The organism is Roseobacter sp. S87, assembly GCF_055693285.1.
In genome coordinates this window covers 2598680-2612499 of sequence record NZ_JBVFTR010000004.1, presented here as the reverse complement: position 1 = coordinate 2612499, position 13820 = coordinate 2598680, and the positions used below count along the sequence as shown (strand labels likewise).

Sequence of the window (13820 nt, the reverse complement as noted above, 5' to 3'; positions counted from 1 at the left end):
GCTATTCCAGTGTCGCGATTATGGCGCGCAATGACGGAATGCCCCAGCCTTTTTCGCTGGAGGTCACGATGAGTTCCGGAAAGGCCGCGGGATGTTTGCTGAGCGCGCTGCGGACCTGGTCCAGCACTTTTGCCCGTTCGGCTTCCTTGACCTTGTCTGCTTTGGTCATCACCACCTGGAACGTCACGGCGGCGCTGTCGAGCAGTGACAGGATTTCCTCGTCGACTTTTTTCACGCCGTGGCGTGAATCGATAAGAACAAAGGCGCGGCGCAGGGTCTGGCGGCCTGAGAGATACTGGCGCAGCAGGCGCTGCCATTTCTCAACGACGGCAACGGGCGCATTGGCATAGCCATATCCCGGCAGGTCCACCAGGTAGTGGTCGTCGCCCGCCGTGAAATAGTTGATTTCCTGTGTCCGGCCGGGCGTGTTTGATGCCCGGGCAAGGCCCTTGCGGCCGGTCAGCGCGTTGATCAGAGAAGATTTGCCAACGTTTGAACGACCGGCAAAACACACCTCCATCGGTCCTGCGGGGGGCAGGCCCGACATGGCAACAACGCCTTTTACGAATTCGGTCTCACCTGCAAAAAGCAGGCGGCCCTTTTCCTCTGTGGCAGTGTCGGGTGCCTCTGCGATGGGAAAGGGCAGCATCAGAGCACCTCCAGCCGGTCGCTTGTCCGCACCAGGCCACCCTGCAGGACATAGGCACAGACGCCAAATTCCTGATGGCCAAACTGGTCCAGCGCCCCCAGCGTATCGGCATCCCGCTGTCCTGTGTCGGGATTGGCAGTGGTGGCACGGCATCTCGTGATGCGTTCGCGAACCTCCAGCACGGCACCACCCAGTGAAACGCGTTTGCCGACCAGGTTGAATTCCTTCCAGGCAGACAGGTCTTCCAGCCAGAAGTTGCTCCGCCAGCGGTGGTGGGACAGAGATTGCCCCAACTGCTGTTCGACGGCGGCATGCGACGCAAGGCTGCTCAGCGAAACGGAAGGGAAATCGCTGTCTGTGTATCCACGACCGTCAAGACGCAGAATGCCGTTGGAGGCAGCTCTGTCAGCCGGCACCAGAGGTCTGACCCACTCCAGAAACGCTTCCGTGTCGTGATCCGGCCGGAACGTCAGATCCGGCCGCTGAGGATGGCGCAGTGTCAGGGTACCGGTGTCTTCAGACAGCTCCGCCGTGATCGCCATGATCTGCGGCGCTTTGGCGGCCCGTGTGAAATTGGAGCATCTGAGCCACCCTTCAGCATGACGCGTCGCCTCGTGCGTCACCGCCCACACCCTGTCCCAGGGCATGGCATTGCCGGCTTCGAGGGTTACCTCCGCGATGCGCTCGCGGCCATGGGCTTTGAGCGGATAGCGCAGGATTTCAGTGATACGGCTCATTCGCTGTCCGGACCGGGTTTCCTTTTGAAACTGCCTTTGATGTTCCCAAAGACGTCCGGCGTGTATCCCTGACTGCGCATGATGATGTACTGCTGTGTGAACGTGATTGTGTTGTTCGCAATCCAGTACACAACCAGGCCGCTGGCAAAACCACCCAGCATGAACATGAAGACCCAGGGCATCCAGGCAAAGATCATCTGCTGCGTCGGATCGGTGGGCGCCGGGTTCAGTTTCTGCTGCAGCCACATGGAGATACCCAGCAGCAGCGGCAGGATGCCGATAAAGACCAGCGCCATCAGCGATCCTGGCTCGGGACCTGCAAAGGGGAAGAGGCCGAAGAAGTTCATGATCGACGTCGGGTCAGGCGCGCTGAGATCCTGGAACGGGCCAAAGAAGGGTGCGTGACGCAGTTCGATCGTCACAAAAATCACTTTGTAGAGCGAGAAGAAGATCGGGATCTGCAGAAGGATCGGCAGGCAGCCCGCGGCCGGGTTCACCTTTTCACGCTTGTAGAGCTCCATCATGCCCTGCTGCATTTTCTGCCGGTCTTCGCCGGCCTCTTCCTTCAGCTTCTCCATCTGCGGCTGCAGTTCTTTCATCTTCGCCATGGAGACGTAGGACTTGTAGGCCAGCGGGAAGAGGATCGCCTTGATGATCAGAGTCAGGCCGATGATGGCCCAGCCCATGTTGCCGATCAGAAGGTTCAGTTCGTGCAGCAGCCAGAAAATCGGTTTGGTCAGGAAGAAGAACCAGCCCCAGTCAATGCTGTCGATAAAGCGGTCCACGCCGGCACTCTGGTAGGTGCGGATGGCTTCCCATTCCTTGGCACCGGCAAACAGACTGCTCTGCGCGGAAACAGTCGCGCCGGGGGCCAGTGTCTGCGTCGGCAACACGACTTCGGCCTGATAGATGTCGCGGCGGTCATCGTATTTGGCCACTGATTTGAACGCGCTGCCGGGGGCAGGGATCAGAGTGGACATCCAGTAGTGATCGGTGAACCCGATCCAGCCGTTTTCGGCGACCTGCGTGGTTTCCGCCCGGGCACCTTCCCGCTCGGAGAAGGCGAAGTCAGGCATATCTGACCAGTCCGTCTCGGTCAGCTCACCATCCGCCATGGCGACAACACCCTCGTGCAGGATGAAAAAATTCATCAGATCAGTGGGTTCGCCGTGCCGTGCAAGGATGCCGTAGGGTGCCATGCTGACAGTTGCATCGCCGGTGTTGGTGACCGACTGGGTGATCGTAAACAGGTAGTCGTCATCAACCGCGATCTGGCGCTGAAAGGTCAGACCTGCTCCGTTGTCCCAGGTCAGTGTGACCGGCGCATCCGCGCTCAGGGTATCGCCTTCGGCGAGTTCCCAGAGCGTGTTGGGTCCGGGAACGGAGGTCGGATTGAGGCCTGCGCCTGCTGCCCATCCGTAAAGCGCGTAATAGGCGTTTTCGGTGCCGACCGGGGAGAGCATTTTGACGATTTCTGCATCATCGTCGAGAGAGACGCGGTAATCCCGGAGCGATAGATCGTCGATGCGACCACCCAGCAGCGAAATCGAGCCTTCAATGCGGTTGGTGGACACCGGTACGCGGGGGGCATCGCTGACAGCATCGGCGCCGGTGTCAGCAGTCGTGGCGGTCGCGGTCTCACCGGCCGGGGCGGCAGCGGTCGGTGCGGATGCAACAGGGCTTTCCGGTATCAGATCGCTGGACGCGGTGACTTCTGCCGGGATTTCGGGTTCGGGCGGCGGGAACAGGACAAACCAAACGAGGATCACGAGGAAACTGAGCGCTGTTGCCAGAATGAGATTCTTGTTCTGATCGTCCATCGGGACTGCCACCTGATCTGTTTGATATCAGCGAGGGTTCAACAGAGTGTCGGGGCAAAGGTCAAGTGGATTCGGTGCCGCACAGGGGGCTGCGGCTGTGATGGCATCGCGGGAGAGGCGGTCAGCCTGACCGGTCACCCATTATGCGCGGCGGATCCTGGAGTTTTGCGTTGTGGGCTTCGATCCAGGCGACCGTCTGGTCAAAGGGCATTGGCTTCCCGATACCAAAACCCTGCACGTGGTCGCAGCCGAGCTGAGCAAGCAGCGCGTGCTCACCCGTGCTTTCGACACCTTCCGCCAGCGTTTCAACACCAAGGCGCTCGGCCATCGTCAGTATGGCGCTGATCATGCGCTGCTGGTCCGGGTCGCGGTCGGACTTCATGACAAACGACCGGTCAATTTTGATCCGGCTGACAGAAAACCGCCGGATCGACGCAATCGATGCATGGCCTGTCCCGAAATCGTCAAGATCAATACGGCACCCCAGATCGCTCAGACCATTGATATTCCGGGAAACCATGTCATCAGGCGAACTCGCAACCACAGTCTCCAGGACTTCGACCGCGAGCCGTTCCGGTGCAAGCTCAAAGCGGTCCAGCTCCCAGCGGACTTTCTGCACGAGATTTGGGTTGTTCAGTTCCGGCCCCGCGAAGTTTACGCCGATCTGCGGCACCTGAACCCCCTGGTCATCCCAGGATTTGAGCGCCCGGAAAGCATGGTGCAGCATGACCTCCGCGAGCCGTTCCAACTGGCCTGCCTGTTCGATGGCGGGCAGAAACTCACCAGGTGGGATCATTCCGCGTTTCGGATGATGCCACCTGGCCAGTGCCTCGAAACCGGTCACCCGACCAGTGTCGGTTGAAATCTGAGGCTGGAACCAGGGCCTGATCTGGTCTTCCTCCAGCGCTTTGATGACTTCCTCACGCAGTTCGCTGCGGCTGTCTGATTTGCGGCGCATGTCTGCGGAAAAGGCACGGATGGACCCCGGTCCGTTTTGTCGCGCTTCCTCCAGCGCAAGATCGGCACCTTCCATCCAGGCCAGGGTATCCTTGCCGGCGACGCGGGCGTGCTGGCAGAAACCGATGGTGGCGGTGACATAAATAGCGGTGCCATCCACGGAAACCGGTTCCTCAATCGCCTGCTGCAGGCGGCCCGCCAGCTGAATACAGTTTTCCAGATCCAGATTGTGCACAGCGGCGAGGCAGGCCGCATACCGGTAAGAACCGGTCAGGGTGACCACGTCCTTTTCCCGCAGCACCGCAATAATGCGGTCACCGATTACGGAGGATACTTCTTCTGCAGCGGCGTGACCGTAGGTTTTCTCGAGCATCTCATGCTCGTCGATCTCGAACATATAGACTGCTGACTTCAGGCCGGTCTCTCCGGCCCTGGTGAAGGTGTAGCCGACCACCTCACGAAAGGCGTCCCGGGGCATAAGGCCCTTTGGCGCTGCACCAGCGAGAAGAGCCCCGAAACGCCGGGCATCTGCCCCACCGATTGCGAGGTACAGAACCGGAACCAGAAGAGCGACGGCCATCAGCCCGGTTTCACCGGCAAGCCAGTAGGTCGCAAGGCAAAGAGCAGGAAGGCACGCCAGCGCGACAGGACTGAGCAGAATGCCCGTGGCCCTTTCGCGCGATTTCTGCAGGGTGCGAACCAGGTTTCCCGCCATCGGGTGTCCTCTCAGAGCAGTGCGTCTAATGCTTCCACTCTGATTACGTGTTTCCCTGTGACGTTCTGGTTAATGGCGTCCGGATTTCCCTGCTCAAAAAGGCTAAAATCCAAACTACCGGCGGGTAAGGCCCTGAAAATCGAAAAGTTTGGGATCAAGAAGATGGGACGGCCGCGCGTTGGTCAGCGCCCGGAACATCACCTGGCGACGACCGGGACTGTTGCGTTCCCATTCATCCAGAATGCCCTTGACCTGCTGGCGCTGCAGCCCGTCCTGGCTGCCGCAGAGGTCGCAGGGGATGATCGGGTAATCCATCGCACGGGCGAATTTCTCGCAATCTGCCTCGGCGACATGCGCCAGCGGCCGGTAGACAAAAAGATCCCCTTCTTCATTCAGCAGTTTGGGTGGCATGGTCGCCAGCCGGCCGCCGTGGAAAAGGTTCATAAAGAACGTCTCGAGAATGTCATCGCGGTGATGGCCCAGCACAACGGCAGAGCATCCTTCCTCGCGCGCCACACGGTAAAGATGGCCGCGCCGCAGACGCGAACAGAGCGCACAGAATGTCCGGCCCTGCGGGATTTTGTCCATCACAACCGAATAGGTGTCCTGATATTCGATCCGGTGCGGGACCCCCATTTTTTCCAGAAATTCCGGCAGAACGGTCGCGGGGAAACCGGGCTGCCCCTGATCGAGGTTGCAGGCCAGCAGATCAACAGGCAGCAGACCGCGCCATTTCAGCTCATAGAGGGCCGCCAGCAGTGTGTAGCTGTCCTTGCCGCCGGAAAGACAAACCAGCCAGCGCGCGCCCGGTTCGATCATGCCATATTCATCGGTGGCTTCGCGCACCGCCCGCACAATGCGCTTGCGCAGTTTCCGGAACTCGGTGGTTTTCGGGGCACCGCTGAAAAGCGGATGGATTTCGTCCTGAGCGTCGAGCATGGCATCGGGTCCTGAGAATATCCGCTCCTCTATACCGGTGTGGCCGGTGAACCAAAAGCCTGTTTCAGGCGTATCCCTGACAGAATAAAAGGACCTGTGATGCGACATTTTTTTCTGCTGACATTTGTGCTGGTGCTGGCTGCCTGCACCGGCAAACCGGCGCTGGACGACGAAAAACTCTCGGACCGGGCGTTCAACCTTGAGGAATTCTTTGACGGCAGGGTACTCGCCCAGGGACAGTTTCAGGACGTCTTCGGCACGGTGCGGCGGCGTTTCGATGTTGAGGTCAACGGGACATGGGACGGGCAGAACCTGCGCCTTGTTGAGGATTTCGTCTATGAAGACGGCTCAACGGAACAGCGCATCTGGACACTGACGAAAACCGGCCCGGAGACATGGGAAGGGTCCGCACCCGGTGTCATCGGCCTCGCCAGCGGCGAGGAACGCGGTGATACGTTCAACTGGCGCTACACGATTGACCTGCCGGTGCCAGACGGGACGCTGCGCGTCAGTTTCGATGACTGGATGTGGCAGCTGAGCGACGACAGGGTTCTGAACCGCGCCTACATGAAGAAATACGGCGTGGATATCGGCGAAGTCATCATCACCTTTGAAAAGCAGTAATGGCAGGGTCCGGGTGCAGCGCACGGGCCCCCAACCGTATGTTCATCTGCAACTGCCAGACTGTTCCCCGAAGCTTCTGTGCGCGGCCTGACACCCCGCGCGCCAAACTGTGGTTCCCGGCGCGCCTTTCGCGCGCGCTGTCCACTCTGCACGCAGAACCGCCTTTGCGGTTCCGGACATGGGGTAACGCCCCACAGGCTTCCCGCCTTCCGGCGGCGCCGCCATTCTGATGTGACTGCGGATACTTCACGTGACTGTGGATATTCCGCTATGCCGGGCCTTCCGGCGCTGACGCAACGGTCCGGAAGGGCCGGGGCCATTTTGTTGTGCCTTCGCTTTGCCGGCGGTTGGCAGTGGCAGATCAGGCGACGTCAGTCGGGAACGTTGTCGATCCCGCTTCTGCCGAAGGGATGGCACCGGGCGATCCGCCGGGCTGCCAGCCACGAGCCGCGGATCGCACCATGCTTCTCCAGTGCTTCGAGCGCATATTGACTGCAGGTCGGCTGATAGCGGCAGTTGTGCCCGACCCAGGGGCTGAAAATCAGCCGGTACGCCCGGACAGGCAGGGCGACGATCCGGGCAAGCGGGGTCATTTCACCCGCCCGTGCAGGTGATCCAGCGCGTCTGAGAAATCAGCAAGCAGATGGTCAAACGGAAGCTCTGCCGTTTTATCGCGGCGACCGATCAGGACATAATCCGTGCCGGCCCGCGCTTTGTGCGGCAGGACAAGACGCGCAACCTCGCGCAACCGGCGCTTGGCACGGTTGCGCTGCACTGCATTGCCGACCTTTTTGGAACAGGTAAAGCCGACGCGCACGCCGGTGCCATCATCCGCCTGGCGCGGCCGCATCTGCACCACAAAACCGGGCTTCGAAATATGCAGGGCTTTTGCCGCGCGCAGAAAGTCACTGCGCTTTGTCAACGTTGTGACAGCACGCAAAGAAGCCGTCCCGGTCCGTTGCCCTCCGGTGATGGTACCGGTCAGGTCGGTCTGGGGCGGCTTTTGCATGTCAGAACCGGTAAATCCGGAACCCGTCAGGCGCTCAGGGATTTACGGCCCTGTGCGCGGCGCGCGTTGATGATCTTGCGGCCGGCTTTTGTTGCCATGCGCGCGCGGAAACCGTGGCGGCGCTTGCGGACCAGGTTCGAGGGTTGATAGGTGCGTTTCATCGCTCCGTCTCCAATACTGCTTCGGGTCTGAGGCGGAATCGGCCGCGCCAGATATCAATAGAAGCCCGTCTCCTAAAGCGGACACCGGGCCAAGTCAAACCCCTCAGACAGGAAAATCCGGGGTTTCTGCAACATAAACGCCCCATTTACGCTGCGATGTTACAGCCACTGAAAGGAAACACCGCGTCCTGATCGCATTTGCGTCACGGGCAATCAAGCGCGCGTGATACCCCTGTTGCGGCCGCGCTCAAGCCGTCATGTATCAGATCAATTGCAACCCGCAGCGGGAAAGGCGACAAAATGTCGGATATGACGCAGGACACAAAACCAGGCGCACTGCGCTGGCTGCCGATGATTGCCATACTGGCGGTTGCGGCTGTCGGGGCTTTTACCCTGCGGGATTACATCAGTTTTGACGCCCTGCGCGACAACCGCGAGGCACTGATTGCGCTGCGGGATGCGAACCTGGTGCTGACCGTGCTGGGGTTTGTTCTGGCCTATGTGGTGATCGTGGCGTTTTCCCTGCCGGGCGCGCTGATTGCGACGCTGACCGGTGGCTTTCTCTTTGGCACCGTGGGCGGCTCTGCGCTCAGCGTAACGGGCGCCACAATCGGCGCCACGGTGATTTTCCTGGCAGCGCGCTACGGTTTCGGTGAGCGGCTCAAGGAGCGTATGGATGCCTCGCAGGGCAAGATCCGTAAGATCAAGGAAGGCATCGACGAAAACCAGTGGTCCATGCTGTTCTTCCTGCGGCTGGTGCCGGTGGTACCCTTCTTTGTCGCCAACCTGATCCCGGCGTTCCTCGCCGTGCCGCTGCACCGCTACGTGATCTCGACCTTTCTGGGCATCATTCCGGGCTCGCTGGTTTATTCGTCGGTGGGCGCAGGCCTCGGCACCGTATTCGAGCAGGGCGAAAGCCCGGACCTTGGCATTATCTTTGAACCGCATATCCTGTTGCCGATCCTTGGGCTGAGCGCTCTGTCGCTGCTGCCTGTTCTCATCAAGGCCGTGACAGGCAGGAAAGACCTCTGACATGAAACGCATCAAGACGGACGTTCTGGTCATCGGAGCAGGCTCCGGCGGCCTCTCGGTTGCGGCGGGTGCCGTGCAGATGGGCGCCAGCGTGACCCTGCTTGAGGGCCACAAAATGGGCGGCGACTGCCTGAATTTCGGCTGTGTGCCGTCAAAGGCCCTGATCGCCAGCGGCAAAGCGGCTTACAGCCAGCAGCACTCGGCGCAATACGGTGTGTCTGACGCGGCAGGAGAGGCAGATTATGCGGCGGCCAAAGACCACGTGCGCAATGTGATCGCTCAGATTGAGCCGGTGGACAGCCAGGAGCGTTTCGAAGGGCTGGGCGTGAACGTGATCCGTGAATTCGGACGCTTTGTCTCCGCCACCGAGGTCGAGGCGGGTGATACTGTCATTACCGCGCGCCGGATCGTGATCGCCACGGGCTCCTCGCCGCTGGTACCGCCCATCCCGGGGCTCAACAATGTGCCGTTCGAGACCAATGAAACCCTGTTCGACCTGCGTGAGAAGCCGGAACACCTGCTGATCATCGGCGGCGGGCCCATCGGTATGGAAATGGCGCAGGCGCATATTCGTCTGGGCAGCAGGGTCACAGTGATCGAAGGTGCGAAAGCGCTGGGCAAGGATGATCCTGAAATGGCTGCCGTGGTGCTGGACGCCCTGCGCGCCGAGGGAGTGGTAATCGAAGAGGACGCGCTGGCCGCGGAGATCCGTGGCGAAGCAGGTGCGGTTGAAGTGCTGACCAAAGACGGGCGCAGCATCAAAGGAACCCATCTGCTGATGGCCGTGGGGCGGAAATCCAATACGGATAAACTGAACCTGGAGGCGGCTGGCATTGAAACCACCCGCACAGGCATCAAGGTTGACGACGCGCTTCGCACGACAAACCGCAGGGTCTATGCGATCGGTGACGTGGCCGGAGGGCTGCAATTCACTCATGTGGCCGGATACCATGCCGGTGTGATCATCCGTTCGATGCTCTTTGGTCTGCCGTCAAAGGCGAAAACGACCCATATCCCTTGGGCAACCTACACCGATCCGGAGCTGGCGCAGGTCGGCCTGACAGAAGCCCGGGCGCGCGAAGAACATGGCGACCGGCTGGAGGTTGTCCGGTTTGAATTTGAACATAACGACCGCGCCATAGCCGAACGTAAAACGACGGGCCTGATCAAGGTCATGGTGGTCAAAGGGCGCCCCGTGGGTGCGTCGATCGCGGGCCACCAGGCCGGTGAACTGATCAGTCTCTGGGCGCTGGCGCTGGCCAACCGCATGAAGATGAGCCAGATCGCTGCGATGGTGGCACCCTATCCGACCATATCCGAGGTCAACAAACGCGCCGCAGGAGCCTATTTCAGCCCGCGTCTGTTCGAAAACCCGACCGTGAAACGCATCGTTGGACTTGTCCAGCGCTGGATCCCGTGAAACGCTGACACATGTTCAATTCGCTTTCAGGACGGCTGCTTATTCTGACAACCATCTTCGTGATGATTGCAGAGGTTCTGATTTTTGTGCCCTCCATCGCCCGGTTTCGTGAAGACTACATGATGAACCGGCTGGAGCGGGCGCAGATCGCCTCGCTGGCGCTGCTGGCGGATGACATGATCGACAGTGAGCTGGAATCCGAGCTGCTGGAAAATGCCGGTGTTTTCAACGTCGTGCTGCGCCGGGATTCGTCGCGACAACTGATGCTGTCTTCCGATATGCCGCAACCCATCGCGGACACATTTGACATGCGCGACAACAGTGCCGCTGTGCTGATCCGTGATGCCATGACCCGCCTTGTGCGGACGGAAAACGAAGTGATCCGCGTGATCGGCGCGCCGGTGCGGGACGCAGGGCTGCTGATTGAGATCACCATGGACACTTCGCCCATGCGGGCGGCGATGATTGATTACGGTATCCGCATTCTGATCCTGTCCGCTGTGATTTCTGTGATTACGGCCTTTCTGCTCTTTCTTGCCATGCGCGCGCTGCTGCTTAAACCGATTAAGGGCGTCGTGGGCCATATGAAGAACTACGCGGCGGCCCCCGAAGATGCCCGGCGGATCATCACGCCGTCGGCAAGTGTCACCGAACTGCACGAGGCCGAGGTAGCGCTGCAACAGCTGGAGACCGACCTGACCCAGGCGCTGCGCCAGAAAGAACGCCTTGCCCAGCTGGGCAGTGCTGTGAGTAAGATCAGCCACGACCTGCGCAACATCCTGACCTCTGCGCAGCTCTTCACCGACCGCATCGAAATGAGCGAGGATCCGGCCGTCAAGCGCATGGCCCCCAAACTGGTCGGATCGATCACCCGTGCCGTGCATCTGTGCGAAAGCACGCTGGCCTTTGGCAAGGCCGAGGAGCCGAGCCCGACGCTGACCATGCTGGATCTGAACGATCTGGTGGAAGAGGTTGTCGACAGTGAGCGGCTGGCGGTCGGGGATTTCGAGCTGCGCTTCGTCTGCGACATTCCGGTCAGCCTGATGCTCCGGGCTGATCCCGAACAGCTCTACCGGGTTCTGGCAAATCTGATCCGCAATGCGCGGCAGGCCATCGTTGCGACACAGACGCCGGGCGAAATCACGATCACTGGTTATGAGGATATGTCGGCCTGGTGGATAGAGGTGGTCGATACCGGGCCGGGGTTGCCGCCGCGCGCGCGCGAACACCTTTTCACCCCGTTTCAGGGCGGTGCCCGCAAAGGGGGCTCCGGACTGGGGCTCGCGATTTCAGCCGAGCTGGTGCGCGGACATGGCGGCACACTGGAACTGGCCCACAGTGACGCAACGGGCACGCGTTTTGTGATCTGCCTGCCGAAAGGGGACGGCGCTGTGACAGTTGGTGAAGCACTCGCCGACATCAGTGGTGAGAACGCCTAGACGGGTCGCATCCTGTGCCGGAGCAGAACAACAGTTTTTGCGCGTTTTTACCCTTGCATAACCCGGCGCGCAGGACTAAACCCCGCCCTCAGTGGACCGATAGCTCAGCTGGATAGAGTACTTGACTACGAGATCAAGGGGTCGGGGGTTCGAATCCTCCTCGGTCCGCCACTTCTTAAAAAAAATCAGTGCCTTACGGGTGAAATATGCGTTGCAACGCAGGATGTGTGTTTTCGTGTCCGCCTCATGTCCGTCTTGGTCAGCTCGATTCTTCAGCGGCATTGTCTGCCGATGCATTTGCTTTTGCAGCGATGGGCGGGAAGCGGTCGTTCGCTGCAGGTGCAGGACAATTGACAGAAGAACCAAAACAGACATTGGCGTTTTGCCCTGACCGGTGTTTTTGAGCGCGAGACGCGAGGGATACGCGGGACCGATCCGCACAAGAAGTGTTTACTCTTTGATCACTTGGATGAGACTTTAGGCAGGTGAGCTGTAAGCTGAGGCTGCGGGATCGTTTTGCATTGCATGCGGTGGGGGGTGAAACACGAGTCGCCTATGAGTGCAGATCTCCGAATTGTTGTTGTTGAACAGGACCGTGAGCGGGCGATTGCGATCGTCGATGCGCTGAAAGACGCCTGTGACTGCGATGTGTTTGTGATCGGAGATCCAGGCGGATTATCGCGGCAGATAGCGGCGCATGGACCTGATATTGTCCTTATCGATGTCGATAATCCGACCCGTGACATGCTGGAAGAACTGACGTTGGCATCCGGGCCTCTGGACCGTCCCGTTGCAATGTTTGTGTCCGGCAATTCGGATGGCCTGGCTGAGGCCGCTATTGAGGCGGGCGTGTCGGCCTACGTTGTCGATGGTCTGGAGCCTTCGCGAATGAAAGCTGTCATGGATACAGCGATTGCGCGGTTTACGGTTGTCCGTCAGATGCGGGAGGAACTTGCTGAGACCCGACGGGCACTGGAAGAGCGCAAGATCATAGATCGCGCCAAAGGTCTTCTGATGAAGGCCAGAGGCATAGACGAAGAAGCCGCCTACGCACTCTTGCGCAAGACCGCGATGAATCAGGGGCGCCGGGTTGCGGATGTAGCGGAGGCTCTTGTGACAGCGGCGGGGCTTCTGGGATGACGGCGGTCAGGGTATCTGTCGCTTATATGCCACTGGTCGATGCGGCACCTTTGATCATTGCGCAGGATATGGGATTTGCGCAATCCGAAGGCATTGAGCTTGATCTCATTCCGGCCCCCTCATGGTCGTCCGTCCGGGACATGCTGGCCTTTGGCCGCGTCGATGCGGCCCACATGTTGTCGCCGGTGCCCATTGCCCTGGCCATGGGTCTTGGCGGTGCGGCGACACGACTTTCGACCGTGTCTGTCACGTCAGTAAACGGCAATGTGTTTGGTGTCGGCAAACCCCTAGAAAAGCGATTGAGGGCTGCCGGGTTTGCATTTGATTTTGCGGATGCGAAAGCGGCAGCATCGGCTCTGGCCGGAGTCTGTGAGAGGCCGCTCACCATAGGCGTTCCGTTTCCGTTTTCGATGCATGTGGAACTGCTGCGGTACTGGTCGGACGGCACCGTGCTGAAGGACATCGGCATCAACATACGGACGGTGCCGCCGCCGCTTATGACCTCGGCACTTGCTGCGGGCGAAGTGGATGCGTTCTGCGTGGGCGAGCCCTGGGGGTCAGTTGCGGTCGAGACCGGGGCGGGCGCGCTGATGCTGCCCGGCAAAGCGATCTGGAACTTTTCACCGGAAAAAGTGCTGGCAGTACGGACGGACTGGGCAGAGACCGAGCCAGACCTTCTGGGGCGTCTCATCCGGGCTGTCTGGAAGGCGGGGCGCTGGCTTGCGAAGTCCGAAGTCAGGGCGACGGCCAGCGATTTGCTGTCACGAAAGGCATATCTTGACGTCTCCGCAGAACTGATCGACCGGGCACTGTCGGGACAGCTGACCATAAATGACCGTGGCGATCACCGCCAGGTTGATGGATTTCTGGAATTCCATGCCGGTGCCGCGACATTCCCATGGCTGAGCCAGGCCCGGTGGATCGCAGAGCGGTTGCGCAGGGTTCACGGTGTGCCGGCGCTGTCGGATGAGGACCTGCGTCGCGTGGTCCGGCCTGATCTGCACCGTCAGAATCTTTCAGGACCGGGTTATGATTTGCCCGGAGCATCGGCAAAAATTGAAGGATCGATTCGGATTCCAACAGCGGTAGCATCCGCGAGGGGCGACATCGTTTTGCAGCCGGATCGGTTTTTTGATGGTCAGGTTTTCGACCCTGACAGCTGAAAACAGCACAAAATT

General features: G+C 60.0%; 14 protein-coding genes and 1 tRNA gene. 7 read left to right on the top strand and 8 right to left on the bottom strand.

Going from position 1 to position 13820, the window contains the following annotated elements:
• Position 1 precedes the first annotated feature (1 nt).
• From yihA to ttcA, 5 genes are all read right to left on the bottom strand, one after another.
• On the bottom strand, positions 2–652 hold the full coding sequence (gene yihA, locus ACZ1HA_RS13620) for a ribosome biogenesis GTP-binding protein YihA/YsxC (protein ID WP_472715330.1): 651 nt from the start codon (positions 650–652) through the stop codon (positions 2–4).
• The gene (locus ACZ1HA_RS13615) at positions 649–1386 is read right to left on the bottom strand and encodes an MOSC domain-containing protein (RefSeq protein WP_472714276.1); all 738 of its coding nucleotides are present in this window, start codon (positions 1384–1386) and stop codon (positions 649–651) included. Before ACZ1HA_RS13615 ends, yihA begins: the two co-directional genes overlap by 4 nt.
• Entirely contained in the window at positions 1383–3206 is a 1824-nt protein-coding gene (yidC, locus tag ACZ1HA_RS13610; protein WP_472714275.1) for a membrane protein insertase YidC, read from the bottom strand. Before yidC ends, ACZ1HA_RS13615 begins: the two co-directional genes overlap by 4 nt.
• A gap of 121 nt (positions 3207–3327) precedes the next feature.
• The gene (locus tag ACZ1HA_RS13605) at positions 3328–4878 is read right to left on the bottom strand and encodes a putative bifunctional diguanylate cyclase/phosphodiesterase (RefSeq protein ID WP_472714274.1); all 1551 of its coding nucleotides are present in this window, start codon (positions 4876–4878) and stop codon (positions 3328–3330) included.
• A 114-nt stretch (positions 4879–4992) separates the two neighbouring features.
• Positions 4993–5817, bottom strand: a complete 825-nt coding sequence (gene ttcA / locus ACZ1HA_RS13600; protein WP_436399556.1) for a tRNA 2-thiocytidine(32) synthetase TtcA — start codon at positions 5815–5817, stop codon at positions 4993–4995.
• A 99-nt stretch (positions 5818–5916) separates the two neighbouring features.
• Here ttcA and ACZ1HA_RS13595 point away from each other — a divergent pair, with 99 nt between their 5' ends.
• Complete coding sequence (locus ACZ1HA_RS13595) at positions 5917–6441, top strand: DUF3833 domain-containing protein (RefSeq protein WP_472714273.1); 525 nt, start codon at positions 5917–5919, stop codon at positions 6439–6441.
• Positions 6442–6812: 371 nt separating this feature from the next.
• Here ACZ1HA_RS13595 and yidD read toward each other — a convergent pair whose 3' ends face one another.
• Genes yidD through rpmH form a run of 3 tightly spaced genes read right to left on the bottom strand, consistent with a single transcriptional unit; the run spans position 6813 to position 7611 of the window.
• On the bottom strand, positions 6813–7034 hold the full coding sequence (gene yidD / locus ACZ1HA_RS13590; protein WP_472714272.1) for a membrane protein insertion efficiency factor YidD: 222 nt from the start codon (positions 7032–7034) through the stop codon (positions 6813–6815).
• Entirely contained in the window at positions 7031–7450 is a 420-nt protein-coding gene (rnpA, locus tag ACZ1HA_RS13585) for a ribonuclease P protein component (RefSeq protein WP_472714271.1), read from the bottom strand. Before rnpA ends, yidD begins: the two co-directional genes overlap by 4 nt.
• Positions 7451–7476: 26 nt before the next feature.
• Positions 7477–7611: a 50S ribosomal protein L34 gene (gene rpmH / locus ACZ1HA_RS13580; RefSeq protein ID WP_037911188.1), complete on the bottom strand. Its 135-nt coding sequence runs from the start codon at positions 7609–7611 to the stop codon at positions 7477–7479.
• A 300-nt stretch (positions 7612–7911) separates the two neighbouring features.
• On the opposite strand from rpmH, the gene ACZ1HA_RS13575 reads away from it, so the two are divergent.
• The 6 genes from ACZ1HA_RS13575 (at position 7912) to ACZ1HA_RS13550 (ending at position 13805) form a co-directional block, all read left to right on the top strand.
• Positions 7912–8643, top strand: coding sequence for a TVP38/TMEM64 family protein (locus ACZ1HA_RS13575; protein ID WP_375230021.1), 732 nt, complete (start codon positions 7912–7914; stop codon positions 8641–8643).
• 1 nt (position 8644) lies between these two features.
• Positions 8645–10063, top strand: a complete 1419-nt coding sequence (locus ACZ1HA_RS13570) for a dihydrolipoyl dehydrogenase family protein (RefSeq protein ID WP_472714270.1) — start codon at positions 8645–8647, stop codon at positions 10061–10063.
• Positions 10064–10074: 11 nt separating this feature from the next.
• The gene (locus tag ACZ1HA_RS13565; protein ID WP_472714269.1) at positions 10075–11502 is read left to right on the top strand and encodes a sensor histidine kinase; all 1428 of its coding nucleotides are present in this window, start codon (positions 10075–10077) and stop codon (positions 11500–11502) included.
• A gap of 93 nt (positions 11503–11595) precedes the next feature.
• Positions 11596–11673, top strand: a tRNA-Arg gene (locus ACZ1HA_RS13560).
• A gap of 384 nt (positions 11674–12057) precedes the next feature.
• On the top strand, positions 12058–12642 hold the full coding sequence (locus ACZ1HA_RS13555) for an ANTAR domain-containing response regulator (RefSeq protein WP_375230383.1): 585 nt from the start codon (positions 12058–12060) through the stop codon (positions 12640–12642).
• Positions 12639–13805, top strand: a complete 1167-nt coding sequence (locus ACZ1HA_RS13550; protein WP_472714268.1) for an ABC transporter substrate-binding protein — start codon at positions 12639–12641, stop codon at positions 13803–13805. Before ACZ1HA_RS13555 ends, ACZ1HA_RS13550 begins: the two co-directional genes overlap by 4 nt.
• The last annotated feature ends 15 nt before the right edge of the window (positions 13806–13820 follow it).

Excerpts from the sequence above, each read along its gene's own strand:
- ACZ1HA_RS13570 (WP_472714270.1), top strand. The coding sequence starts at position 8,645 with ATGAAACGCATCAAGACGGACGTTCTGGTCATCGGAGCAGGCTCCGGC.
- yidC (WP_472714275.1), bottom strand. The coding sequence starts at position 3,206 with ATGGACGATCAGAACAAGAATCTCATTCTGGCAACAGCGCTCAGTTTC.
- ACZ1HA_RS13615 (WP_472714276.1), bottom strand. The coding sequence starts at position 1,386 with ATGAGCCGTATCACTGAAATCCTGCGCTATCCGCTCAAAGCCCATGGC.
- ACZ1HA_RS13555 (WP_375230383.1), top strand. The coding sequence starts at position 12,058 with ATGAGTGCAGATCTCCGAATTGTTGTTGTTGAACAGGACCGTGAGCGG.
- ACZ1HA_RS13550 (WP_472714268.1), top strand. The coding sequence starts at position 12,639 with ATGACGGCGGTCAGGGTATCTGTCGCTTATATGCCACTGGTCGATGCG.
- rnpA (WP_472714271.1), bottom strand. The coding sequence starts at position 7,450 with ATGCAAAAGCCGCCCCAGACCGACCTGACCGGTACCATCACCGGAGGG.
- ACZ1HA_RS13575 (WP_375230021.1), top strand. The coding sequence starts at position 7,912 with ATGTCGGATATGACGCAGGACACAAAACCAGGCGCACTGCGCTGGCTG.
- ACZ1HA_RS13595 (WP_472714273.1), top strand. The coding sequence starts at position 5,917 with ATGCGACATTTTTTTCTGCTGACATTTGTGCTGGTGCTGGCTGCCTGC.
- ACZ1HA_RS13565 (WP_472714269.1), top strand. The coding sequence starts at position 10,075 with ATGTTCAATTCGCTTTCAGGACGGCTGCTTATTCTGACAACCATCTTC.
- ACZ1HA_RS13605 (WP_472714274.1), bottom strand. The coding sequence starts at position 4,878 with ATGGCGGGAAACCTGGTTCGCACCCTGCAGAAATCGCGCGAAAGGGCC.
- rpmH (WP_037911188.1), bottom strand. The coding sequence starts at position 7,611 with ATGAAACGCACCTATCAACCCTCGAACCTGGTCCGCAAGCGCCGCCAC.
- yidD (WP_472714272.1), bottom strand. The coding sequence starts at position 7,034 with ATGACCCCGCTTGCCCGGATCGTCGCCCTGCCTGTCCGGGCGTACCGG.
- ttcA (WP_436399556.1), bottom strand. The coding sequence starts at position 5,817 with ATGCTCGACGCTCAGGACGAAATCCATCCGCTTTTCAGCGGTGCCCCG.